Raw genomic sequence first — 23,542 nt, forward strand, 5'->3', positions numbered from 1 at the left:
TTTTTGGATAGGGAGTGGGCATGAACGAGGAAGAGCGCGAACTGCTGGAACTGTTGCTGGGCGATCAGGCGGACGAGGCGCCGACGGGCCCGGCGGTGTCGCCCGGCGAACCGGCCCCACTCACGTTGTCCCAGCGCCGGTTGTGGTTTCTGCAGCGTCTCGACGCGTCGAGCACGGCTTACAACATCGTGCATGCGTTTGGCTTGCGCGGAACGCTTGACGTCGAGCGCCTGCGCAGAACGTTCGGACACCTGATCGAACGGCATGCCATCCTGCGTAGCCGCATCGTCGAACTCGACGGCGTGCCGTGGCAGCGGATCGAGGAGAGTGCGGAGTTCGATTTGCGCATCGAACGTGCACAGCCCGAGCGTGCCGCGAACCGCGACCAGTGGGTGCGCGACTTGCTCGCTGCGCAGGCGGCGATGCCGTTCGATGCCGCGGGGCCGTTCTTTCGCGTGTCGATCCATGCCTGGGCCGACGACGACCATCTGCTCGTGCTGTCGCTGCATCACCTGGTGTCGGACGCCTGGTCGAACGCCATCTGGCTGCGCGAGCTTTCGGCGGCATGGCGCGCCGAAGGCGGGCGCCAGGACGCGTCGCTGGCCGCGCTGCCGATCCAGTACGCCGACCATGCGCGCCGCGAGGCGCACTATCTGCAGAGTCCTGCCGCGCAGGCCGATCTCGACTACTGGCGAACTTATCTCGGCACGTCGCTCGCGCCGCTGAACCTGCCTGCGGACCGCCCGTACACGGACAAGCCGTCGCGCCGGGCGGGCACGCACGCCTTCCTCGCCGAAGCCGATATCGCCGCGCGCGTGAGCGCGCTTTGCGCGGCGCATGCGCTCACGCCGTTCACCGTTTGCTTTGCCGCGTTCCAGCTGGTTCTCGCACGTTTTTGCCAGCAAAAGGAATTCTTCATCGGTGTTCCCGAGGCCGGCAGGCATTCCACCGATCTCGAGCATTTGATCGGCTGCTTCGTCAACACGCATGTGTATCGCGCGCGTCCTGAACCGGCGGAAGCGGTGCTCGACTGGCTCAAGCGGATCCAGCGCGAATCGCTCGATGCGATGGCCCATCCGGCATTGCCGCTCGAACGGTTGCTCGACGCGCTTCCGGTCGATCGCAGTAGCGCGAGGCATCCGCTCTTTCAGGTGACGTTCGGATTCCACGGCAAGCAGGATCTGCCGTCGCTGGAGCTCGAAGGCCTGGCGGTCGAGCCGGTCGCACAGTCTGCGCCGCACGAAGCGAAATTCGAATTGACGCTGCACGTCGGCTTCGACGGCAGCGAATTGAGCGGTGTGTTCGAATACGATGCCGATCTCTTCGACGCGCAAACCATCGAGCGGCTCGCCGGCTACTACCGGACGGCGCTCGACGCGCTCGTCGCGGATCCGTCGCATCGGCTTCGTGCGGTCGGGACGCTCGACGTGCTTGGCGCAAGCGAAGTGTCCGCATTGCGCGCGCGCGGGCAAGGTCCGGGCTCAGACGCCGCCGGCGAACCGCTGCCGGTGCATCGACTGATCGAGCATCGGGCTGCGGCCGAGCCCGATGCGGTCGCGCTCGTGCTCGGCGCAAAGGAGATGAGCTACGGCGAACTGAACCGGCGGGCCAATCGTCTCGCGCACGCGTTGATCGCGCGCGGCGTGGGGCCGGAGGTAACGGTCGGCCTCGCCGCCGGCCGTTCGATGGAGATGATCGTCGGCCTGCTGGCCGTGCTGAAAGCGGGCGGCGCTTATGTTCCGCTCGATCCCGAGTATCCGCCCGAACGCCTCGCCTACATGATCGGGGATAGCGGCCTTCGCTTGTTGCTCGCCCCCGAATCGCTGCGCCCGAAGCTGCCCGGTTTCGACGGTCTCGCATTCGTTGCGCTTGCCGGTCCCGATGAACGCGACGATGCGGGCGAGGATGAGCGCGAAAGCCGCAACCCGGATCGGCGCGTGGCAGCGGGCAACCTCGCGTACGTCGTCTACACGTCCGGTTCGACCGGCCAGCCGAAGGGCGTGGCCGTCGCGCACGGGCCGCTCGCCATGCATTGCCGCGCGATCAGCGTGTGCTACGACGTGCAGCCGGGCGACCGCGAGCTGCAGTTCTTTTCGATGAGCTTCGATGCGGCGGCCGAACAGTGGATGACACCGCTCATCAACGGTGCGGCGATCGTGATCCGCGACGCGGGCGACTGGCCGCCCGACCGTTTCCTCGACGAAGTGCGCGAGCGCCGCGTGTCGATCCTGCATCTGCCGCCGGCCTACGTGGATCTGCTGCCGGCCGAGGCCGGCGTGGGCAGCGTGGCGGTCAAGACCTGCATCGTCGGCGGCGAGGGCTGGCAGAAGGCCGGCTATGACGCGGTACGCCGGCAGCTGAAGCCGGCGCGCATCGTCAACGCCTACGGGCCTGCCGAAACCGTGATCACGCCCACCGCATGGGTTGCCGATGCCCATCGCGCATTCGACGGCGCGTATGCCCCGATCGGCGTGCCGGTCGGGGCGCGCTGCGTGTACGTGCTGGACGACCAGATGAACCTGGTTGCCGACGGCCAGCCGGGCGAGCTCTACATCGGCGGTTTCGGCGTGGCGCGCGGCTATCTGGGCCGCCCGGGCCTCACCGCGTCCCGCTTCGTGGCGGACCCGTTCGACGACAGAGGGGGCCGTCTCTACCGGACCGGCGACCTCGTGCGATGGCTCGCGGACGGCTCGCTCGACTACCTCGGGCGGCTCGACCATCAGGTGAAGATTCGCGGATTCCGGATCGAGCTGGGCGAAGTGGAGTCGGCGCTGCTGTCGAATCCGGCGATTCGCGAGGCGGTCGTCGTGCCGAAGCCTGGGCCGCTCGGGCCGCGGCTCGTGGCCTATGTGACGGCGGCGAGCGCATCGGCGCGCGGCTCGCTGGACACGGACGCGGTCCGGCAGGCACTCGCCCGTCAATTGCCTGCGTACATGGTGCCGGGCGCAATCGTCGAACTGGATGCACTGCCGCTGAATCCCAACGGCAAGGTCGATCGCAATGCGTTGCCGGAGCCGGCCGATGCGCCGCGCGACTACGAAGCGCCGCGCGGGCCGGCCGAACAGGCGCTCGCCGAAGCCTGGCAGGAGGTGCTCGGGCTCGAGGCGATCGGCCGTGCCGACAACTTCTTCGAGCTGGGCGGCGACTCCATCCTGAGCCTGCAGATCGTTGCGCGCGCACGGCAGTCCGGCTGGAAGATCACGCCGCGGCAGCTCTTCGATCATCAGACCATCGCGGGGCTGGGTGCCGTTGCACAGCCTCTCGCAGACGAGCGCGCGCAACATCGCGCCGCGCCGGACCAGCCGGTGCCGCTGCTGCCGATCCAGCACATGTTCTTCTCGCTCGATTTCGCCCGGCGCAGTCACTGGAATCAGGCGGTGCTGCTGGCTACGCGTGAGCCTGTCGATCGCGGGTGCCTCGCGCAAGCCCTGCGCGCGGTCATGCAGCGACATGGCGCGCTGCGCTTGCGCTTCGCGCGCGACGACAGTGGCAACTGGTCGCAACGGCTTGCTCCGCTCGACGACGGGCACGCTGGCGAACTGCCGTTCCGGGAGCGCAAGGCGGCAACGTCCGAGGCCATCACCGCATGCTGCGACGAGGCGCAACGCAGCCTCGACATCGAGCGCGGCCCGCTGCTGCGCGCGGTGCTGATCGAAGTCGCGGACGGCAGCAGTCGTCTGCTGCTGGCCGCGCATCATCTCGCCGTGGACGGCGTGTCGTGGCGCATCCTGCTCGCCGATCTGCAGCACGCTTATGGGCAGGCGTTGCGGCGCGAGGCCATTGCGCTGCCCGCATCGACCAGCGCTTACGAAACATGGGCGCAGCGTCTGCGCGACTATGCGCAGACCGCCGAAGTGCTCGACGAGATTCCGTACTGGCAAGCACAGCTCGCGGTGTCGCCGCAATTGCCCGCGCCGTTGCCCGCGCCGTTGCACGATGGCGCGGCCGCTGAGGCCGGGCGCCGTTGCGATGTCGCGAGCGTGCAGGTCCGGCTCGATCGCGCGCAGACCGCGCGCTTGCTGCAAAGCGTGCCGAAGGCCTATCGGACGCAGATCGACGACGCCTTGCTGGCGGCCCTCGCGCACGCGCTATGCGACTGGACGCAGCGGGAAGCCGTGCGCATCGACGTGGAACGGCATGGCCGCGAAGACCTGTTCGACGACGTGGACCTGAGCAGCACCGTCGGCTGGTTCACCTGTGTTCATCCGCTTGCGCTCGCATCCACCGGCGATCTGCTACATACGCTGCGCGTCACTAAGGAGGCGCTGCGCGCGGTGCCGCATAAGGGCATTGGCTATGGCCTGCTGCGGGCTCTGGCCGCGGATTCGCGCGTCCGCGCGCTCGATGGCCATGCGCGCTCCGAGGTGAGCTTCAACTACCTCGGCCAGTTCGATCGCGGCATCGATCCGGCGGCTGGCTGGACGCTGGCCGAAGAAGCGCCGGGCGGATTGCACGACGCCGGCGCGCCGTTGCTGTATCCGTTGAGCGTCGGCGGTCAGGTGTACGACGGCGAACTCGCGATGACGTTCGAATACAGCGTCGCGCGTTATGGCGCGGACGCGATCGGCCGTCTCGCCGAGGTATTCCGGTGCGCGTTGTGCGCGCTGATCGAGCAGTGCGCCGGGCAACCGCCGCGCGCAACGCCGTCCGATTTCCCGCTGGCGGGACTGACGCTCGCCGAACTGGACGCGTTGCCGCTCGATCCCGGCCGCGTTGAGGACATTTATCCGCTGGCGCCGATGCAGGCCGGTCTGCTGTTTCATGCGTCGTACGATCCGCACGACACGGCGTATCGCAATCAGCTGGACGTCGATCTCGAAGGGCTGGATGTCCCGCGGTTCCGCGATGCGTGGCACAGCGCCGTCACCCGTCACGCCATTCTGCGCACGGGTTTTCTCCAGCGCGCGGCGGGGCCGTTGCAGTGGGTCTCGGCCGATGCGGCGCTGCCGTTCGTCGAACTGGACTGGCGCGGCACAGCCGATCTCGACGCCGCGCTGCGCGAGCTTGCGCAGCGCGAACTGGATGCGCCGTTCGATCTCGCATGTCCGCCGTTGTTCCGCTTCGTGCTGGTTCGCACTGCTGAGCGAATGCACCGTCTGATCTGGACGCACCATCATCTGTTGCTGGACGGCTGGAGCACGTCGCTCCTGCTCGGAGACGTTCTGCGCGCCTATGCCGGCGGAGCCCAGCGGAACGATGGAGCCGGGCGTTATCGCGACTACATCGCATGGCTCGGCGCGCGTGATCGCGCTGCGGGACTCGACTACTGGAAGCGCCAGGTACTCCGTATCGATGAGCCGACGCGGCTCGCCTCTGCGCTGCCTTCGCCCGCTTTGGCGCAGACCGGCGCGCGCGGCGAATATCGCGTCGAGCTGGGCCGCGCGGTATCGGATGCGCTCGCAACCTACGCACGCCGCGAGCGCGTGACGGTGAACACGCTCGTGCAGGGCGCGTGGGCCGTGCTGTTGCAGCGGTACACGAGGCAGCGGGCCGTGGTGTTCGGCGCGACGGTGTCGGGACGTCCGCCGGAACTGCCGCACGCGGAGCGCATGCTGGGCCTTTTCATCAACACCCTGCCCGTGGTGCTCGAACCGCGCGCCGAAGCGAAGCCCGGTGAATGGCTGCGCGCGGCGCAGGATCAGGCGCTGGCCATGCGCGAATACGAGCAGACGCCGCTTGGCGATATTCATAAGCTTGCGGGAGCGGGGCGGCATGGGCTGTTCGACACGCTGGTCGTGTTCGAAAACTATCCCGTGGACGAGGCGCTGAATGAGGGCGCACCGCTGGGCCTCGATGCGAGCCGCGTCGTGACGCGCGAAGAGACGCACTATCCGCTGGCGCTTTCGGTGGCCGAGGCGCCGCAGGGGTTGACGCTGCGCTACGACTACGCGGCCGATCGCTTCGACGCCGCGCGCATCGAGGCGATCGCACGGCAGTTCCGGCGGGTGCTCGAACAGATGCCCGAAGCACGCCGGCTGGCCGATCTCGATCTGAACGATTGCCGCGACGAGGCGGCATTGCGGGTGGCCGGCGACAACCCGCAGGCGCACGATGGGACCGATTGGGCGCACGTGCTAATCGCTGCTCAGGCGCAGGCGACACCGGATGCGATTGCCGTGACATGCGGCGCGCAAGCCATTACGTACCGCGAGCTGGAGGCGCGTTCCAACCGGCTGGCGCAACGGCTCGTGAAGTTCGGCGTGGGCCCGGAAGTGCGGGTGGGTATTGCCGTCGAGCGCTCGGTCGAGATGGTGATCGGCCTGCTCGCGATCCTCAAGGCGGGCGGCGCCTATGTGCCGCTCGACCCCGAGTATCCGCGCGAGCGGCTTGCCTACATGCTGGAAGACAGCGGCGTGGCGCTGCTGCTGACCCAGTCGCGGGTGCGCGAACGGCTGCCGCTGCCTGAAGGCGTGACGGTGCTCGAACTGGACACGGTGAACGTGTCCGACGAGCCAGCCGTTGCACCGCGAGTGACCATGAACGGCGAGAACCTTGCCTATGTGATTTACACGTCGGGTTCGACCGGCCGGCCGAAGGGGGTGATGGTCCGGCACGATGCGCTGCGCAATTTCCTGTGCGGGATGCAGGCGCGCCCGGGATTGACCCGGGACGATGTGCTGGTTTCGGTGACGTCGCTGTCGTTCGACATCGCCGCGCTGGAGCTGTATCTGCCGCTGACGGTGGGGGCGCGTGTCGTCGTTGCGCCGCGCGAGGCGACCCAGGACGGCGCCGCGCTGGACCGTCTGCTCGACGAGAGCGGTGCGACCGTGATGCAGGCGACTCCGGCGACCTGGCGGATGCTGCTGGCGGCGGACTGGCAGGGACGCAAATTCAGGGGGCTGTGCGGCGGCGAGGCGCTGACCCGCGAACTGGGCGATGCGCTGCGGGGTCTCGGCGTCGATCTGTGGAATATGTACGGGCCGACGGAAACCACGATATGGTCTTCGAGCCAGCACGTCGATGGCCGGCCGTGCCTCGGCGAGCCGATCTCGGCGACGCGGCTGCGCGTGCTGGACGCTGCGCTGAATCTGGCGCCTGCGGGTGTTGCGGGCGAGCTGTATATCGGCGGCGCGGGGGTGGCGCGCGGCTATCTGAACCGTGCGGCGCTGAGCGCTGAGCGCTTCGTGCCGGACCCGTTCGATGCGGATGGCGGCCGCCTGTACCGCACGGGCGACCTCGTGCGCTGGAACGCGGCGGGCGAGCTGGAGTACCTCGGGCGCCTCGACCATCAGGTCAAGATCCGGGGTTTCCGCATCGAACTGGGCGAAGTCGAGGCGCAACTGCTCGCACAGCCGGAAGTGCGCGAGGCGGTGGTCACGGCGCAGGAGGGCGCGGGCGGTGCGCGCCTGGTGGGCTATGTGACCGCGCATGCGGGGCACACACTGGAGCCGCAGGTGCTGCGTGCATCGCTCACCTCGTCGCTGCCGGAGTACATGGTGCCGGGCGTGATCGTGGTGCTCGAAGCGTTGCCGCTGACGCCGAACGGCAAGATCGACCGCAACGCGCTGCCTGCGCCGGAGTATCCGGCACACGGCTACGAGGCCCCGCAGGACGGGACCGAAGAGACGCTGGCGAGGGTATGGGGCGAGGTGCTGGGCGTGGAGCGCGTGGGGCGCCACGACAACTTCTTCGAACTGGGCGGGGACTCGATCCTGAGCCTGAAGGTGGTGGCGCGTGCGCACGAGGCGGGGCTGCGTATCGCGCCGCGCCAGGTGTTCGATGCGCAGACGGTTGCGGCGCTTGCGGCGGCACTCGCCACAGCGCAGGACGACGGGGTGCCGCCGCTGCGCCCGCTCCCGGCGGACGAACGGCAGGCCTTGCCGCTGTCGCATGCGCAGCAGCGGCTGTGGTTCCTGTGGAACCTGCAGCGCGGCAGCAGCGCGTACCACATGGCGGGGGCACTGCGCCTGCGCGGGGGGCTCGATGTACCGGCGGTACGGGCAAGTTTCGGCGCACTGGTGAGCCGCCACGAGAGCCTGCGCACGACATTCGCGGCCGGGCCGGATGGCCAGGCGACGCAGACGATCGGCAACGACGCACGCTTCGACTGGCGCGAGATCGATCTGGGCGACACGAACGCGCAGCAGAACGTGGAAGAAACCTGCGCCTCGCTGGCCACGGAACCGTTCGACCTGACGACAGGCCCGCTGCTGCGCGTGGGGCTCCTCCGGGTGAGGGCCGACGAGCACGTGCTGGTGGTATCGATGCACCACATCGTCTCGGATGGCTGGTCGGTGGACGTGCTGCTGCGCGAGTTCGTGGCGGGCTACCGCGCGCGGGTGACGGGCGAAGCGCCGGATCTGCCGCCACTGCTGCTCCAGTACGCGGACTACGCAGTGTGGCAGCACCGCTGGCTGGAAGCGGGCGAGCGCGAGCGCCAGCTGGCCTACTGGCGCGAGACGCTGGGCGAGGAGCAGCCGGTGCTGGTGCTGCCCGCAGACCATCCGCGTCAGGCCGTCGCGAACTACCACGCCGCGGCATTGGAACTGGACCTGCCGGCGAAGCTGGGCGAGGCGGTGCATCGCACGGCGCGCGCGCAGGGTACGACGCCGTTCGTGGTGCTGCTCTCGGCGTATGCGGTGCTGCTGCACCGCTACAGCGGGCAGCCGGATATCCGGGTAGGGGTGCCGGTGGCGAACCGCGACCGGGTGGAGACGGCGGGGCTGATCGGGCTGTTCGTGAACACGCAGGTGCTGCGCACGCAGCTTGAAGGGAGCACGATGCTCGCGGCGCTGCTCGGCCAGGTGAAGGCGGCGGCGCGCGGCGCACAGGCGCACCAGGACCTGCCGTTCGACGTGCTGGTGGAGGCGCTGCAGCCGCAGCGCAGCCTGAGCCATACGCCGCTGTTCCAGGTGATGTTCAACCATCTGCGCGACGACGAGCGATCCCTGGAGACGCTGCCGGGAGTGTCGGTGCAGTGGGAGTCGCCGGGGGCGGGGATGGCGCAGTTCGAGCTGACGCTGACGACGGCGGAAGAGGCGTCGGGTGCGTTGTCGGCGAGCCTGGTGTATGCGCGGGAGCTGTTCGATGCGCGGACGATGGCGCAGTTCGGTCGTCACTATGTGGCGGTGCTGGAGGCGTTGACGGGTGGCGACGTGGGCACGGTGGCGGAGGTCGCGCTGCTGTCGGCGCAGGAGCGTGCGGGGCTGGTGGCGCAGGGTGCACGCACGGAGCAGTACGCGGACGTGATGCCGGTGCATGAGTGGATCGCGCGTGAGGCGCAGGCTCATCCTGAACGGGTTGCGGTGGTATACGGCGAGACGCAGCTGCGCTACGGCGAGCTCGATGCGCAGGCGAACCGTCTTGCGCAACGTCTCGCGAAGTTAGGCGTGGGGCCGGAAGTGCGGGTGGGGATTGCCGTCGAGCGGTCGGTGGAGATGGTGGTCGGCCTGCTGGCGATCCTGAAGGCAGGCGGCGCCTATGTGCCGATGGATCCCGAGTATCCGCGCGACCGCCTCGCCTACATGCTGGAAGACAGCGGCGTGGCACTGCTGCTGACGCAGTCGTGGGTGCGCGAGCGGCTGCCGGTGGCGGAGGGCGTGACGGTGCTGGAACTGGATACGCTGGACGTGTCCGCGGAGCCTGCCGTGGCACCGCAGATAAGCGTGCACGGCGAGAACCTGGCGTACGTGATCTACACCTCCGGCTCGACCGGACGGCCGAAGGGGGCCGCGAACCGTCACAGCGCGCTGTCGAACCGCCTCGCCTGGATGCAGTCGGCCTACGCGCTGGAAGAAACGGATGTGGTGCTGCAAAAGACGCCGTTCAGCTTCGACGTCTCGGTGTGGGAGTTCTTCTGGCCGCTGATGGTTGGGGCACGGCTGGCCGTGGCCGAGCCGGGCGCACATCGCGACCCGCAGCGGCTGGTGGAACTGATTCGCGATCACGGCGTGACGACCCTGCATTTCGTGCCCTCGATGTTGCAGGCATTTGTCGCCCATGAAGGGGTAAAAACGTGCGCACAGCTGAAGCGGATCATCTGCAGCGGCGAAGCATTGCCAGCGGATCTGGCAACCCGCACGCTCGATCAGCTACCCGGAGTGGGCCTGTACAACCTGTACGGCCCGACCGAAGCGGCAATCGACGTGACGCACTGGACGTGCCGTCCAGCCGATGAGGTCGTACCGATCGGCCGTCCGATAGGCAACGTGAGCACACACGTGCTGGATGCACAGATGAATCTGGTGCCGCGGGGCGTAGCGGGCGAACTCTACCTGGGCGGCGTGGGTCTCGCGAGAGGCTACCTGAACCGCGCCGCGCTAACTGCAGAGCGTTTCGTGCCGGATCCGTTCGATGCGAACGGTGGGCGGCTGTACCGCACGGGCGACCTCGCGCGATGGACGAACGAAGGCGCACTGGAGTATCTGGGCCGTATCGACCATCAGGTGAAGGTACGGGGTCTGCGTATCGAGCTGGGCGAGATCGAAGCTCAGCTGGCCGCTCAGGCAGAAGTAAGAGAGGCGGTGGTCACGGCGAAGGAAGGACCAGGCGGCACACGCCTGATCGCATATGTGACCGCACACGCGGACCACACCGTAGAGCAGCAGGCGCTGCGCGAAGCACTGCTAAAGCAGTTACCAGACTACATGGTGCCCTCGGCGATCATGGTGCTGGAGGCGCTGCCGCTGAACCCGAACGGCAAGGTAGACCGCAAGGCACTCCCCACACCGGAGTACCAGACGCGCGGCTACGAACCCCCACAGGGCGAAACGGAAGAAGCACTCGCACAGATCTGGTCCGAAGTACTGGGCATCGACATCGAACGAATAAGCCGTACCGACAACTTCTTCGAACTCGGCGGCCATTCGCTGACGATCATGCAGGTCCAGCAGCGTTTGCTTACTCGCCTCGGGTTGAGCATTCCGCTCTCGACTTTCTTCGTGGCCGTCACGCTGGAGCAACTCGCGCAAGCCTGCGAATCGAGCCGGGCCGCGCAGGCCGCAGCGCCGCGCGACGAACTCGACACCATGCGCTCGCTTCTCGACGAACTCGCGGACCAGGTTTAGTGGATAGCAGGATAATCGACGTGAAAGGTAACGTGACTCGTAGCCGGACTCCCCGGCCGGAATGGATGAAAACGCTACGCAATGCAGCGGTGTCCGCGCTTGTCGCAGCATCGGCGATCGGTTGTACGACGGACGGAATGCACATGGACGAAGCCGGCATCGGCTCGACGGGGCCGATGCACGTCGAGATCCGGCGAACTGCCGGAGGCATTCCGCATATCAAAGCCGGTGACTGGGCAAGCCTCGGTTACGGATATGGTTATGCGGAGGCCACGGACGACCTTTGCACGATGGCCGACGCCTTCCTCACCTGGCGCGGCGAGCGTTCGCGCTACTTCGGTCCGGACGCACGCCTGAACGGTTTGTCCACCGTGGGCCAGCCGAAGAACATCGATTCGGACTTCTTTTTCCGGTTGCTCGACAACGATGCCGTGGTCGAGCGTTATCGCGCGGCGCAGCCGCCTCAGTTGCGCGCGCTCGTGAAGGGCTTCGCGAGCGGATACAACCGCTACGTCCGCGAACTGCGCGCGGGCGACTGGCCCGGGCAGTCCGCTGCCTGCCGTGCTCAGCCGTGGGTGACGGACATCACCGAGAACGACATTTATCGCCGCCTCTACGCCGCCAATCTTGCGGGCGGCGCGGCGCACTTCGTCGAAGGCATCGCGACCGCGCAGCCGCCGGCCCAAGCCCAGTTGCCCATCGGTCTCGCTCCTGGCGACGACGGCACGGGCCGCAACCCTCAGCGTCGCCAGCTCGCCAGTACGCTGGCCGCGACCACCGAAGGCGTCGCGCAGCGCTGGTTCCAGGCCGGCGGCCACGAAGGTCTCGGCAGCAACGCGATCGCGTTCGGCGGTGACGCCACCGATTCGAACCAGCCGTTGCTATTCGGCAATCCTCACTGGTTCTGGAGAGGCCCTGACCGCTTCTACCAGGCACAACTTACCATTCCCGGCAAGCTCGACGTGAGCGGTGCGTCGTTTCTCGGCGTGCCGGTCGTGATGATCGGCTTCAACGATTCGGTCGCGTGGACCCATACCGTCTCGACGGCGCGGCGTTTCGGCATCTTCCAGCTGGCGCTCGTGCCCGGCCAGCCGACGACGTATCTCTACGACGGCAAGCCCGTTCCGATGACTCCGGTCCGGATCGACGTGCCGGTGCTCGAAGCGGACGGCCGGACCGGGACGCGCACTCGCACGCTGTACACCACGCGCTTCGGGCCGCTTGTCAATCTGGGGTCGATGTCGCCCGCCCTGCGGTGGGACGCCGCGCATGCCTTTGCGCTGCGCGACATCAACGCCGACAACTTCCGCGTGTTCGCGAATTTCCTTCAATGGGGCGAGGCGCGCTCGCTGGACGAATTCATCCGCGTGCAAACCACGCTGGCTGCCGTGCCCTGGGTCAACACGCTCGCGGTGGCACGCAACGACCCGAGGGCCTGGTACGCGGATATCGGCGCGGTGCCCAATGTGCCCGATTCACTGGCCGCGCGGTGCACGACTGCGCTCGGCAAGGCGTTCGACCAGGGCGCGCCTGGCGTGCCGTTCCTCGACGGTTCGCGTTCCTCGTGTGACTGGGTTACCGAGCCCGGTTCGGCACAGCCCGGCGCGATGCCGGCCTCGTCGATGCCTCATCTGCTGCGAACCGACTACGTCGCGAACATGAACAACAGCTACTGGCTTGCGAACCCGCTCGCGCCGCTGACCGGTTATGCGCGGATCTTCGGCGCCGTGCCAGAAGACATTGGACTGCGGGCCCGCCTCGGCCACCAGCTGGCCGGGCAGGTGCTGGCAGACGCGCGCAACGGAAATGGCGCAGAGACGCCGGAGACGGTGCGGCGCGTGGTGCTCGACAGCCGTGTATTGTCTGCGGCGCTGTTCAAGGGCGACCTGCTCGATAGCCTGTGCGAGAAGGGAAGCGTCGATGTCGCCAACGATGCACTGACTCACGAAGCGTTTTCGCCGCCGCGTACCGTCGATGTCGGCCCGGCCTGCGGGGTTCTGCGCGCATGGAACGATACGGGCGACACGAACGCCCGCGGCGCGCGTCTCTGGAGCCAGTTCTGGGCGCGCGCGGAACGAGTCGAGCCGGCGCGGCGCTATCGCGTGCCGTTCGATCCGGCCGACCCGCTGCATACGCCGCGGCAACTCGACGTGGCGAACCCCGAGGTGGGCGAGGCATTGGGCGCCGCGATACTGGCGATGAACCGGCAGCACGTGCCGCTCGATTCGACGGTGGGCGACGCGCTGACCGTGCATGCCAACGCTCGCGCGGTCAGCCTTTACGGCGGCTGCGGAGAGGAGGGCTACTTTACGGTCGCCTGCGCGTATCCGGAGCCCAATGGTGTCGCGCGCCCGGATGGTGAGAATCTGATTGGCAGTACTTATCTACAGACAGTGACCTTCGACGCGCAAGGCGTCGAGGCGCATACGATGCTGGCGACCTCGGAGTCGGACGACGCGAGCCGGACCGACTCGGGTGCCGGGACCCAACGCTATGCCTCGAAGACCTGGCTGCGTTTTCCGTTTCGCGAGCCGGAGATTCTGGCCGATCCGGAACTCTCCGTGCAGGTACTGGATGCGGCCCATGGCGAGTAGCGGGGATCTTGACGGCATGGCAACGGCCAATCGCCAGCTCATCGACGTCAAGCGGCGCCGGCTGCTCGCCGCGTCCGTGCTCTCGGTGGTCGCGCCCGGTGTGCTCGCCGCGGTTCCGGCGGCGGTGTCTACGTCGCGCTCCGGCGCCCGCGCTGCAGGCTATCGCATCGCCACGCCCGACCGCGTCGGCACCGAAACGTTGCTCGCGCTCGGCGTCGCGCCCGTCGCCGCGGGGGCGCGTTCGATCTACACGGCGATGGGCGGCACGCCTGTCTTGCCGGAGACGGTGGCCGACATCGGCTACTGGTTCGAACCGAACCTCGAAGTCATGCGCGAGTTGCAGGTCGACCTGATCGTGATCGAGGCAATGAGCCTGAACCTGAAAGACGTGCTCCAGCGCGTGGCGCCGATCTTCGTGATGGAAATCTATTCGGGCGAAGGCCATCCGGACTTTATCGAGCGCTCCAGTGCCGAGATGTTCCGGCTCGCGCACAGCATCGGCCGCGAAGACGCGGCGCGGCGCTATCGCGGCGCGCTGGACAGCCGGCTTGCCGCGCTGCGTGACGAGATGCGCGCCTATGCACGGCGGCCGGCGTTCATCGCCCAGCTCGACCCCTCCGGACAAAGCGTGTTCCTGTACGCAAAGAATTGCGTGACGTGGGACGTGATGCAGCGCGTCGGCTTCGACAACGCGTGGACGGGCGCCACCAACACCTATGGCTGCGTGCAGGTCGGCATCGATCAGCTGGCGGGCGCGCCGGACGCGGACATCTTCTATATCGACTACGGAGACGAGGCGAAGGCGGCACTCGTGCAACTCGCGCAGAGCCGCGTCTGGAACAGCCTGCCGATGGTGCGGGAGCGGCGTGTCTATCCGATTGCGCCGTTCGATCCGCTCGGCGCGCTGCCGACGGCGATCCAGTTCGCGGACAGTTTCCGGGCCGCCGTGATCGCAAGGGGGCGCGGATGAACGGCATGACGACATCGCTCAGGCGCACCGGCGGCCTGAGCCTGCATCCGTCCTGGACGGCCGGCGTGCTCGGTTTGCTCGCGGCCGGGATCGGCGCGGTCTGTCTCTCGCGCTATGTGCCGTTCGCGCAGTGGGCGAATTTGCTGGGCGGCGCGCATACCGACGATCTGCGTCTCCTGATGGCGCAGTATGTGTATTTGCCGCGCTGTGTGGTCAGCCTGCTGGCCGGCGCGATGCTCGGCGTGGCCGGCGTCGTGCTCCAGCAGGTGCTGCGCAATCCGCTGGCGGACCCGACCACGCTCGGCGTTTCGGCCGGCGCCAGTCTTTCGCTTGCCGTCGTGTCGTTGTGGTTTCCGTCGCTGCTCGTGTACGGGCGCGAGGCGGTTGCGCTGGCGGGCGGGATGATTGCGCTGGGCATCGTGATGGCCGTTTCGTGGCGCCGGGCATTTTCGCCAGTGGGTGTCATTCTCGGCGGGCTGTTGGTCACGCTCACCGCGGGTGCTGCTACGTCGGTGCTGATGCTCTTTTTCGGCGAGAGCCTCGTGTCGGTTTTCGTATGGCAGACGGGCAGCCTGTACCAGAGCGGCTGGTCGGTCGCGACGCATCTGGCGCTCGAAGCGGTAGCCGGCCTCGTCGTCGTTGCGCTGATGGCGCGGCCGATGGCCGTGCTCGAGCTCGGCGACGAAAGCGCGCGCAGCGTCGGGATGCCGCCGGGCGGGATTCGCGCGGCGGCGCTCGTGGTCGCGGCGGCGCTGGCCGGTGCGGTCGTCAGCGCGGTGGGCGTGATCGGCTTCGTCGGACTCGTGGGGCCGTGGGTCGCGCGCTTCAGCGGCGCGCGCACGCTCGCGCAGAGGCTGGTGTGGGCGCCCGCGATATCGGCTTGCCTCCTTTGGCTCGCGGACGGCTGCGTTCAGGCGCTCGGGCAACCCGGTGCGGAAGTGCCGACCGGTTCCGTGACCGCGCTGGTCGGTGCGCCGCTGTTGCTGTGGATGATGCGCTATCTACGGGATCCGCCGCCGGTGTCGTCCTCGCGCGATCTGCCGGCCTCGGCTGCCGACCGGCGGCAGCGTGCCGAGTGGGGCGTGGGCGGCGTACTCGTTCTTCTCGCCTGCGTCGTGGTTGCCGCGGCGTTCAACCGGGAACTGGCCGGGTGGAACTGGGGCGCATGGGACCATGTCGCGGCCATGCTGCCGCTGCGCGCGCCGCGTATCGGCGGCGCGGCGGCGGCCGGCGGGCTGCTGGGCATCGCCGGGGTGCTGATGCAGCGCATGACCGGCAACGCGATGGCGAGCCCGGAAGTGCTCGGCGTATCGTCGGGCGCGTCGCTCGCTATGATCGTGCTGATGTTCGCGCTGCCGGGTGCCGCGTCGGGCATGCAGATGCTGGCAGGCGCGCTGGGCGCGCTGATCGCGACGGCTTCGGTGTTCGCGATGGCGATGCGGCGCACGTATTCGGCGGAGCGCCTGATCCTGACCGGGATCGCGATCACCACGGTGCTCAGCAGCCTGGTGGCCTTGCTGATGGCCAGCGGCGATCCGCGGATGTCGTTTCTATCGGCATGGATGTCCGGCTCGACGTATCGGGTGCAGATGCACGCGGCGGCCCTGGCCGTGGGCTTGCTGATCGCGGCCGCTGCGTTGCTGCCGTTGATTGCGCGGCCCTTCGAGATTCTCGCGCTGGGCGAGCCGGCGGCACGCTCGGTCGGCGTCGCCGTGCGGCGCTACCGGCTCGTGATGCTCGGCCTGTGCGCGCTGACGACCGGCGCGGCGACCGTCATCGTGGGCCCGGTGTCGTTCGTGGGTTTGATGGCGCCGCACCTCGCGCGGCTGCTCGGATTCCGGCACGCGGCGATGCAGGCGCTGATGGCCGCCTGCGCTGGTTCGGTATTGCTGGTCGTCGCGGATTGGCTGGGCCGCAACGCGCTGTTCCCGAACCAGGTGCCGGCCGGGTTGCTCGTGATGTTCGTCGGCGGCCCGTATTTCCTGTTGCTGATGTGGAAGCAGAATCGATGAAAAATTATTCGTTCGTGCGCCGGTCGTGTTGCGCCGAAAAGTACATCGTACGTTATGCCAACTATGTTGGCTCAGCCTGGGAGCGCACATGAAGTCTCAGGCCAATGTCGTTTGCTTGCTGCCGGATCTGCCCATGCAGAAGACCCCGGCCGAGGCCGCGTCGCTCTTCGAACTACGGCATGTCGGCTTTGCGGTGCCGGGACGGATGCTGCTCGACGACGTCTCGCTGTCGCTCTACGCGCGCCGGGTGACGGGCCTGATCGGCCACAACGGCTCGGGCAAGTCGACGCTGATCAAGCTGCTGGCAAGGCAACTCCACGCGACCCATGGAACGCTGGAGTTCGGACGGCGGCCGCTCGCAGGCTGGCCGACCCGCGAGTTCGCGCGCAAGCTCGCGTATCTGCCGCAGACACCGCCATCCGCAGCCGGCTTGCTGGTGAGGGAACTGGTCGCGTTCGGCCGATATCCCTGGCGCGGTGCGCTCGGCCGCTTCGGTCCGGACGACTGGCGCAAGATCGACGACGCGATGGCATCGACCGACGTGATCCCGTTCGCCGACCAGCAGGTCGAGACGCTTTCCGGCGGCGAACGACAGCGCGTGTGGCTCGCGATGCTGATCGCGCAGGACGCCGAATGCCTGCTGCTCGACGAACCCATTTCGGCACTGGACGTGTCGCACCAGGTCGAGGTGCTCTCGCTCGTGCGCCGGCTCGCGACGGAGCGCGGGCTGGGCGTCGTGGTCGTGCTTCACGACGTCAACATGGCCGCGCGCTACTGCGACGAACTGGTTGCACTGCGCGGCGGCAGGCTGGTTGCGCAGGGCTCGCCGGCACAGATCGTCACGCCCGCGAAGCTCAACGAAATCTATGGCGTCTCGATGGGCGTCATTGCGCACCCGGATACGGGCGAACCATTGAGCTTCGTCCGCTAGAGGCGTGGGGCGCAAGGCCGAAACAGCAGTCGATTCGCGAATCAACGAGGAAAACCAGATGAAACAGGACCCGGCATCGCCGTCCCCCGCGGGATCGAGAGAAATCCTCCGCCTGCTAGGCCCATTCTGGCCGATGATGCTGCTCGCAACGGTGCTGGGCATCGTCGGCGGTCTGTGCACGGCGTGGCTGCTGGCGGCGATCAACGACGGGCTGCATGCCACGGGCGGCGTGAGCACGGACATGATCGTCAAGTTCCTCGCTCTGTGCGCGGTGACGCTGTTGTGCAATGCGATCGCGGGCATCGGCAACAGCGTGATCGGGCAGAGAATCATTGCCGCGCTACGCAAGGATATTTCGGCAAGAATCGTGTGCGCGCCGATCGCGGCCATCGAGCGCTACCGCATCCATCGTCTGATCTCGACCTTGAACAACGACGTCGAAACGGTCAGCGCGTTCACGTACAACTTCCCGAACTATGCGGTCGCGCTGGCCGTTACGGCGGGATGCGTGGCCTATATGCTGTTCCTGTCGCCGCTCCTGTTCGTGATCGCGGCGGCCGCGATCGTCGTCGGCGTGCTGATCAACCAGTACACGGTGGTGCAATGGAACCGCTATTACAAGGGCGTGCGGGTCGCGCAGGACGACTTGCAGAAACAGTACCGCGCCATTACCGAAGGGGCGAAGGAGTTGCGCGTCAATCAGGACCGCCGGCTACGCGTGTACGACACGCTGCTTTCGAACGCCGCCGATCAGATCGCAGACCTGAAGATTCGCGCCATGCGCTTGTTCTATGGGTCGGGCGCCGTGGGAATGACGCTGTTCTTCGTCGCAATCGGCGTGATCCTGCTGCTTCAGACCCGGCTGGGCGTGCAAGCGAGCGTCGTCAGCGGCTTCGTGATCGTGCTGCTTTATGTCCGCGGGCCGGTCGAGACGCTCGCGAGCGCGCTGCCTGCCTTGAGTCAGGCGCGGATTTCGTTCCAGCGCATCGCGGAACTCTCGGCGCAGTTCACGAACCGCGAGACGCGCCTGCTCGATGCCGCGAGCGCCGCGAGGCCGCTGCCGGAATTGCGCAGCATCGAGTTGCGCGGCGCGACGTGGACGTTTCCGTCGGTCGGCGAGCATTCGCCGTTCGAGCTGGGCCCGGTCGATCTTAAGATCGAGCGCGGAGAGACGCTGTTCGTGATCGGCGAGAACGGCAGCGGCAAGACGACGCTCATCAAACTGCTGCTCGGACTCTATCCAGCCGAACACGGGGCGCTCTACCTGAATGGGGAGTCGGTGACGCATGAGCAGATGGACGCGTACAGGCAGATCTTCTCGGCAGTGTTTTCCGATTACCACCTGTTCGACGATCTCGTGGTCCGTGATCCCGCGTTGCTCGCGCGCGCCGAGGCTTACCTGAAGCAGCTTGAAATCGCGCACAAAGTGCAGATCCAGGACGGCGCGTTTTCGACCGTCGATCTCTCGACGGGCCAGCGCAAGCGTCTCGCGCTGATTCACGCGATGCTCGAGCAGCGTCCCGTGATGATGTTCGACGAATGGGCGGCCGATCAGGACCCGACCTTCCGGCGCGTTTTCTATACCGAGTTCCTGCCGGAGCTCAAGCGCCAGGGCAAGACGCTGATCGTCGTGTCGCATGACGACCGGTACTTCGACGTTGCCGACAAGGTCGTGCGCCTCGAGAACGGCAAGATCATTCAGACGGCCGCCGGTGCGTCGTTCCGCTACGAGGACCGCTCGCTGCACAAGGCCAGGGAGGCGCTTGCTCTTGGGGGCGATACAAAGGATAGCTGATCGCGATCCAGTATGAGTATGGGGCGGCGCTATGGCACTGGATCGGAAGGCCAATCTCTCCTGGATAACATGGCGCGTTGGCGTGAGATTTTCATTAATCCTGGAAACTGACTGAATACGAAGCCGAGTCCATACGCCATGCGCCGATCCGATCAAGAAAGCCAGCCTGTTTACGTTGCCGCCGAAATCCTGGTCAGGCTTTGAAATGTGCGCGTGCGATTACGCATGCCAATGAGTTGTAGAGGCGATCAAGCCAGCGAGTCTTCTATCCAGCGCTCGAATGTCGCGTAGAGAGCCGGTAGCGATTCGTCGTTGCCGGCAATCCGCTGCGCGCCGTGAACGATCGTAATCGAGGCATTCAGTTCATTCGGCGCGGTGGTCGCTTCAGCCCGATTGCTCCGGTCGATTGCGTCGAGTGCCATCTTCCAGGCCTCTTCCGGCGAGCGATTGCAATCCGCTGCGAGATAAGCCGGGTTCAAGGGTTCGCCTGTCAACGACATCAATGTTTGATCCAGTGTGGCGCTATTACCCGGCGCCCAATAGTGTCTGGCGAGCAGGCGCCCGACTTCCGGATGATCGACGATATAGCCGAGGGACCGGGTCAGGTACGCGCGGGTTTGGGCGGCGGCCATCTTCGCCAGCAGATAGCCGTGGTAGTAGACGGCAATGTCGTGATAGACCGGATGCGGTATGGCAAGAACATAGTCGGTGTACCCGGGAATGCCAAGAATGCGCTCCGTTATCGACTCTGCGAGACCCAGCACGGAATCGACCGTTCGCGCGCTGTCTTCCATGTTGTACAGCGCCCATTCGAAATACGTGGGAATCAGGTCGCGGCGTTCCGCATGGGCGAGCGAAGCCTGGCGTGCGTCCACCTGCGCGCGGATCAATTCATCGGGCATGGGGTTGCCTTGCGCATCGCTTGCATAGCGCTTGAGCCAGCAGGGATCGGACGGCAGGGCGTCGAAGAACTTGGCCTGGGCTTCGAGCAACGCCGGCGGGCTGGGCGGGAATGCCTGCGAGAAACACGGGGAATTCATCGTCACGTTCGCGAAGTGTGCGGCGTGCCCCGCTTCATGGAACAGCACATTGAGACCCCGCAAACCGGCCCCGGGCTGATGTGGGCGGGCGGTCGAGGTGAAGCGTACGTCTGCTGGAACGGGGCCGCGGGTGTCGTCGTCATAACCGGGCGTGGGGGCGATACAGAAGCCGGTCGGGAATTTGCCGGGCCGGTCGAGAAGATCGATTTCGAGCCGCGCGCCGCGATACGAAACGCCCATGCGCCGGAATGATTCGGCCCAGCGCTCTACGGCTTTGCTCAACGGGAAATACGCGTCGGCCTGCTGCGCAGTCTCGCCTCGCATGCGGTACGCCAGGTTGTGCGGCAGCAGTGCACTATCGCCGTGCCGCTGCACGAGGCGCTTCAGCGATCTTCGGTGTACGTCGCGGGTTTCGCGCTCGAAAGCGTCGAACACCGCAAAGAGTTGCTCGGGCGTCATACCGCTGTTCGCCTTGAGCCGGTACTCGAAGAAGTTGCGGTATCCGAGCTCCCGCGCGAGGGCATTGCGCTTGCCGACGATGTCGAGAAAGCTGCTATTCGCCACCCAGCGTTCCAGTCCATGCAGCGCTTCGTGAGCGCTTTTGCGCGCCGATTCATCGGCGTTGTTGGCCAGGTGACTTCTCAACGCCGCGGGCGTGGCCTCTTCAACCTGGCCATGGGCACCGACGTGGCTCATCTTGTACGCCTGGCGGTTCGCGTAGAGTTTCGCGTCCCGCTCGATGAGCTCGGACAGCAGCGTTGCAGCGTGTGCGGTTCCGGTCGCATTGGCTTCGAGGGTTTTGACCCAGCCCCGCAAGCCGCCGATCAAGGCGTCTCGCCCGGCGGAAGGCGCCGCAGCGTCGAGCCTCGCAAGATGCTCGTGCACCTGTGCCAGACGCGAGGCATCCCCCGCGAACAGCTTGCGCTTGAGCGAAGCGGCGGCCAAAGCGTCGTGTGCGTCGCTTTGGCCGGTGTGGGTGGACCAGTAGAGCGCGCCTTCGGCCCGCAGCAGTTCCAGATATTGGCGATTGAGTTCGTCGAAAAAGGCGCGGGCTAAGTTCATCGATGGAGAGGGTTCAGTGCACTCCCTCGATGCTATCGCGCCCGGCCTACAGTCGACTTGCAGCAGTCGCGGGCCTGCTGTCGCCGCTCATGACGGGAAATCGGTGGAAGCGGAGAGTGCGTGCCAGGCTTCCGTTTCCTGCGCGACGTAGGCATTCTTGGCGGCAATCGCAGCCAGTGTGTCGGTGCCGAGCGGAAGGCGCAGCGGCGGCGTGGCCGCATCGACGAGCGCGATCATTGCACTCGCCAGCTTCTTCGGGTCCCCGGGCTGGTTGTGATTGAGCTGCGCGGCTTTGCGGCGAACCGCGCCCGACGTTTCGTCGTAGTCGGCAATCACCTCGGGCGCCACGACCAGCGACGACGCATCGAGAAAGTCGGTGCGGAAATAGCCGGGTTCGACCACCGTCGCATGAATGCCGAGCGGTTTTAGTTCGGTATGCAGAGCTTCGGTAATACCCTCGACAGCGAATTTCGTCGAAGAGTACACGCCGAATCCCGCTGCGGCGCGATAGCCGCCAATCGAGGAGATATTGATCACATGGCCCGAGCGGTTCGCCCGCATCGTGGGCAGGACCGCGCGCGTGACGTTCAGCAAGCCGAAGACATTCGTGTCGTACATGCGGCGGATGTCCTTGTCGGCGGACTCTTCCACGGCGCCCAGCAGGCCGAAGCCGGCGTTGTTGACCAGCACGTCGATGCGGCCGAACTTGTCGAGCGCGGCCTGGACGGCCTTTCCGGCGGTGGCCTCGTCGGTCACGTCGAGCGCCACCGGCAGCAGGGCGGCAGACTGGCCAAGACGTTCGACGATTGCCGCCACGTTACGCCCGGCCGCGACGACTGCATTGCCGTCCGCGAGCGCGGCCTCGGCGATCAATGCCCCGATACCGCGCGAGGCGCCCGTGATGAACCAGACGCGCTTGAAGTTGCCCTGCTTGAAGTCGCTCATGATGCCGCTCCCATGTGGGTGATGAATGCAATGGAGCCCATGATAGGGGCGGAGATTGACACGAACTAGCCTCGAATTGCTAGACTCATAATCAACTAAAATTTGCGAATTCGGGTGGCGGACATGAACGAAACTCGTGCAATCACCATCTTCGTGCGCGCGGCGGCACTCGGGAGCCTGCGGCGCGCGGCGGTCGATCAGGGCATCTCGCCGCAAGCCGCGAGCCATGCGGTCATGCAGCTGGAGAAAGAACTGGGTGTGCGGCTGTTTCATCGGACCACCCGCAGGCTGAGCCTGACCGAGGAAGGCCAGCGGCTTTTCGACAGCGTGAAGCCGGCGCTTGCCGTTTTAGCTTCGGCGCTGGACGAGGTCCGGCGCTCGAAGGCGGAGGTGGGCGGCCCGCTGCGTATCAGCGCGCCGCGCTCGCTCGGCGTTCAGGTGCTCTGGCCTTATATCGAGGCGTTCCAGCAGCTTTATCCGGAGGTACAGATCGACGCGATGTTCGACGACCGCTTCACCGATCTCGTGACCGACCGCGCGGACGTGGGATTCCGGGCGGGGCCGCCGCCTTCGGCGGGCTCGATTGCCCGCCGGCTGTTGCCGATCCAGTTGATCGTCTGCGCGTCGAAGGACTACATTGCGCGCCATGGCGCACCGCAGACCATCGACGAACTGGCCCAGCATCGCTGCACCGGCTATCGGCGCGCCAACACCGGCAAGCTCGCGCAGTGGCAGTTCCGGGTGGGCGAGGAGACGGTGTATCGCGACGTGCCCGCCGTTCTTTGCGTAAACGATACGGAAGCGGAGGCGCATGCGGTGCTGGCGGGCCTGGGCATCGGGCAACTGGGCAGCTTCGATGCCACGCCGCACATCCGCAGCGGCAAGCTCGTGCCTTTGCTGACACAGCATGTTGCCGAATATGGGGCGGCTTATATCTACTACGGACACCGAACTGAACAGCCGCTGCGTGTCAGGACCTTTATCGACTTCATGATCGAGCGCGTGGCCGATAACAGGAATTTTTTTCTCGATCCGGCGGAGCTTCAGGTGGTGCAACCCCGGAAACGGGGGCGCGGCGCGAGGGTGCGTGGTTGATCGCGACGTGAGGAGCGTTGTGTGTTGCGTTTGGGGGAGATCAACTCGACTAGCTGATCCCGGTTACGCATATCTTGATACTGGACGTTATA

Annotated in this window: 9 protein-coding genes; 7 read left to right on the plus strand and 2 right to left on the minus strand. The window is 66.6% G+C overall.

From position 1 onward, the window contains the following. Positions 1-20: 20 nt before the first annotated feature. The 6 genes from U5760_RS20570 to U5760_RS20595 all read left to right on the plus strand — a co-directional run bounded on the left by U5760_RS20570 (position 21) and on the right by U5760_RS20595 (position 19,308). On the plus strand, positions 21-11,006 hold the full coding sequence (locus U5760_RS20570; protein WP_322014135.1) for a non-ribosomal peptide synthetase: 10,986 nt from the start codon (positions 21-23) through the stop codon (positions 11,004-11,006). A 143-nt stretch (positions 11,007-11,149) separates the two neighbouring features. Next, positions 11,150-13,600: a penicillin acylase family protein gene (locus tag U5760_RS20575; protein ID WP_322014136.1), complete on the plus strand. Its 2,451-nt coding sequence runs from the start codon at positions 11,150-11,152 to the stop codon at positions 13,598-13,600. Next, on the plus strand, positions 13,590-14,570 hold the full coding sequence (locus U5760_RS20580) for an ABC transporter substrate-binding protein (RefSeq protein WP_322014137.1): 981 nt from the start codon (positions 13,590-13,592) through the stop codon (positions 14,568-14,570). The genes U5760_RS20575 and U5760_RS20580 overlap by 11 nt, the downstream gene beginning before the upstream one ends. 5 nt (positions 14,571-14,575) lie before the next feature. Continuing rightward, positions 14,576-16,582 carry a Fe(3+)-hydroxamate ABC transporter permease FhuB gene (fhuB, locus tag U5760_RS20585; RefSeq protein ID WP_322014138.1) on the plus strand — a complete coding sequence of 669 codons (2,007 nt, stop codon included), beginning with the start codon at positions 14,576-14,578 and terminating at the stop codon, positions 16,580-16,582. Between the two features lie 133 nt (positions 16,583-16,715). After that, entirely contained in the window at positions 16,716-17,513 is a 798-nt protein-coding gene (locus tag U5760_RS20590; protein ID WP_322014139.1) for an ATP-binding cassette domain-containing protein, read from the plus strand. A gap of 58 nt (positions 17,514-17,571) precedes the next feature. After that, entirely contained in the window at positions 17,572-19,308 is a 1,737-nt protein-coding gene (locus U5760_RS20595) for a cyclic peptide export ABC transporter (protein ID WP_322014140.1), read from the plus strand. 248 nt (positions 19,309-19,556) lie between these two features. Here U5760_RS20595 and U5760_RS20600 read toward each other — a convergent pair whose 3' ends face one another. Continuing rightward, positions 19,557-21,410: a M3 family metallopeptidase gene (locus U5760_RS20600; RefSeq protein ID WP_322014141.1), complete on the minus strand. Its 1,854-nt coding sequence runs from the start codon at positions 21,408-21,410 to the stop codon at positions 19,557-19,559. An 87-nt stretch (positions 21,411-21,497) separates the two neighbouring features. Beyond that, positions 21,498-22,355, minus strand: coding sequence for an oxidoreductase (locus U5760_RS20605; RefSeq protein ID WP_322014142.1), 858 nt, complete (start codon positions 22,353-22,355; stop codon positions 21,498-21,500). 123 nt (positions 22,356-22,478) lie between these two features. Between U5760_RS20605 and U5760_RS20610 the strand changes: the two genes are divergently transcribed. Further along, complete coding sequence (locus U5760_RS20610) at positions 22,479-23,450, plus strand: LysR family transcriptional regulator (RefSeq protein ID WP_322014143.1); 972 nt, start codon at positions 22,479-22,481, stop codon at positions 23,448-23,450. Positions 23,451-23,542: the final 92 nt, after the last annotated feature.

Source organism: Paraburkholderia sp. J12 (assembly GCF_905220215.1).
In the GTDB taxonomy this organism is placed as follows: Bacteria; Pseudomonadota; Gammaproteobacteria; order Burkholderiales; family Burkholderiaceae; genus Paraburkholderia.

Excerpts from the sequence above, each read along its gene's own strand:
- U5760_RS20570 (WP_322014135.1), top strand. The coding sequence starts at position 21 with ATGAACGAGGAAGAGCGCGAACTGCTGGAACTGTTGCTGGGCGATCAG.
- U5760_RS20575 (WP_322014136.1), top strand. The coding sequence starts at position 11,150 with ATGGACGAAGCCGGCATCGGCTCGACGGGGCCGATGCACGTCGAGATC.
- U5760_RS20580 (WP_322014137.1), top strand. The coding sequence starts at position 13,590 with ATGGCGAGTAGCGGGGATCTTGACGGCATGGCAACGGCCAATCGCCAG.
- fhuB (WP_322014138.1), top strand. The coding sequence starts at position 14,576 with ATGACGACATCGCTCAGGCGCACCGGCGGCCTGAGCCTGCATCCGTCC.
- U5760_RS20590 (WP_322014139.1), top strand. The coding sequence starts at position 16,716 with ATGCAGAAGACCCCGGCCGAGGCCGCGTCGCTCTTCGAACTACGGCAT.
- U5760_RS20595 (WP_322014140.1), top strand. The coding sequence starts at position 17,572 with ATGAAACAGGACCCGGCATCGCCGTCCCCCGCGGGATCGAGAGAAATC.
- U5760_RS20600 (WP_322014141.1), bottom strand. The coding sequence starts at position 21,410 with ATGAACTTAGCCCGCGCCTTTTTCGACGAACTCAATCGCCAATATCTG.
- U5760_RS20605 (WP_322014142.1), bottom strand. The coding sequence starts at position 22,355 with ATGAGCGACTTCAAGCAGGGCAACTTCAAGCGCGTCTGGTTCATCACG.
- U5760_RS20610 (WP_322014143.1), top strand. The coding sequence starts at position 22,479 with ATGAACGAAACTCGTGCAATCACCATCTTCGTGCGCGCGGCGGCACTC.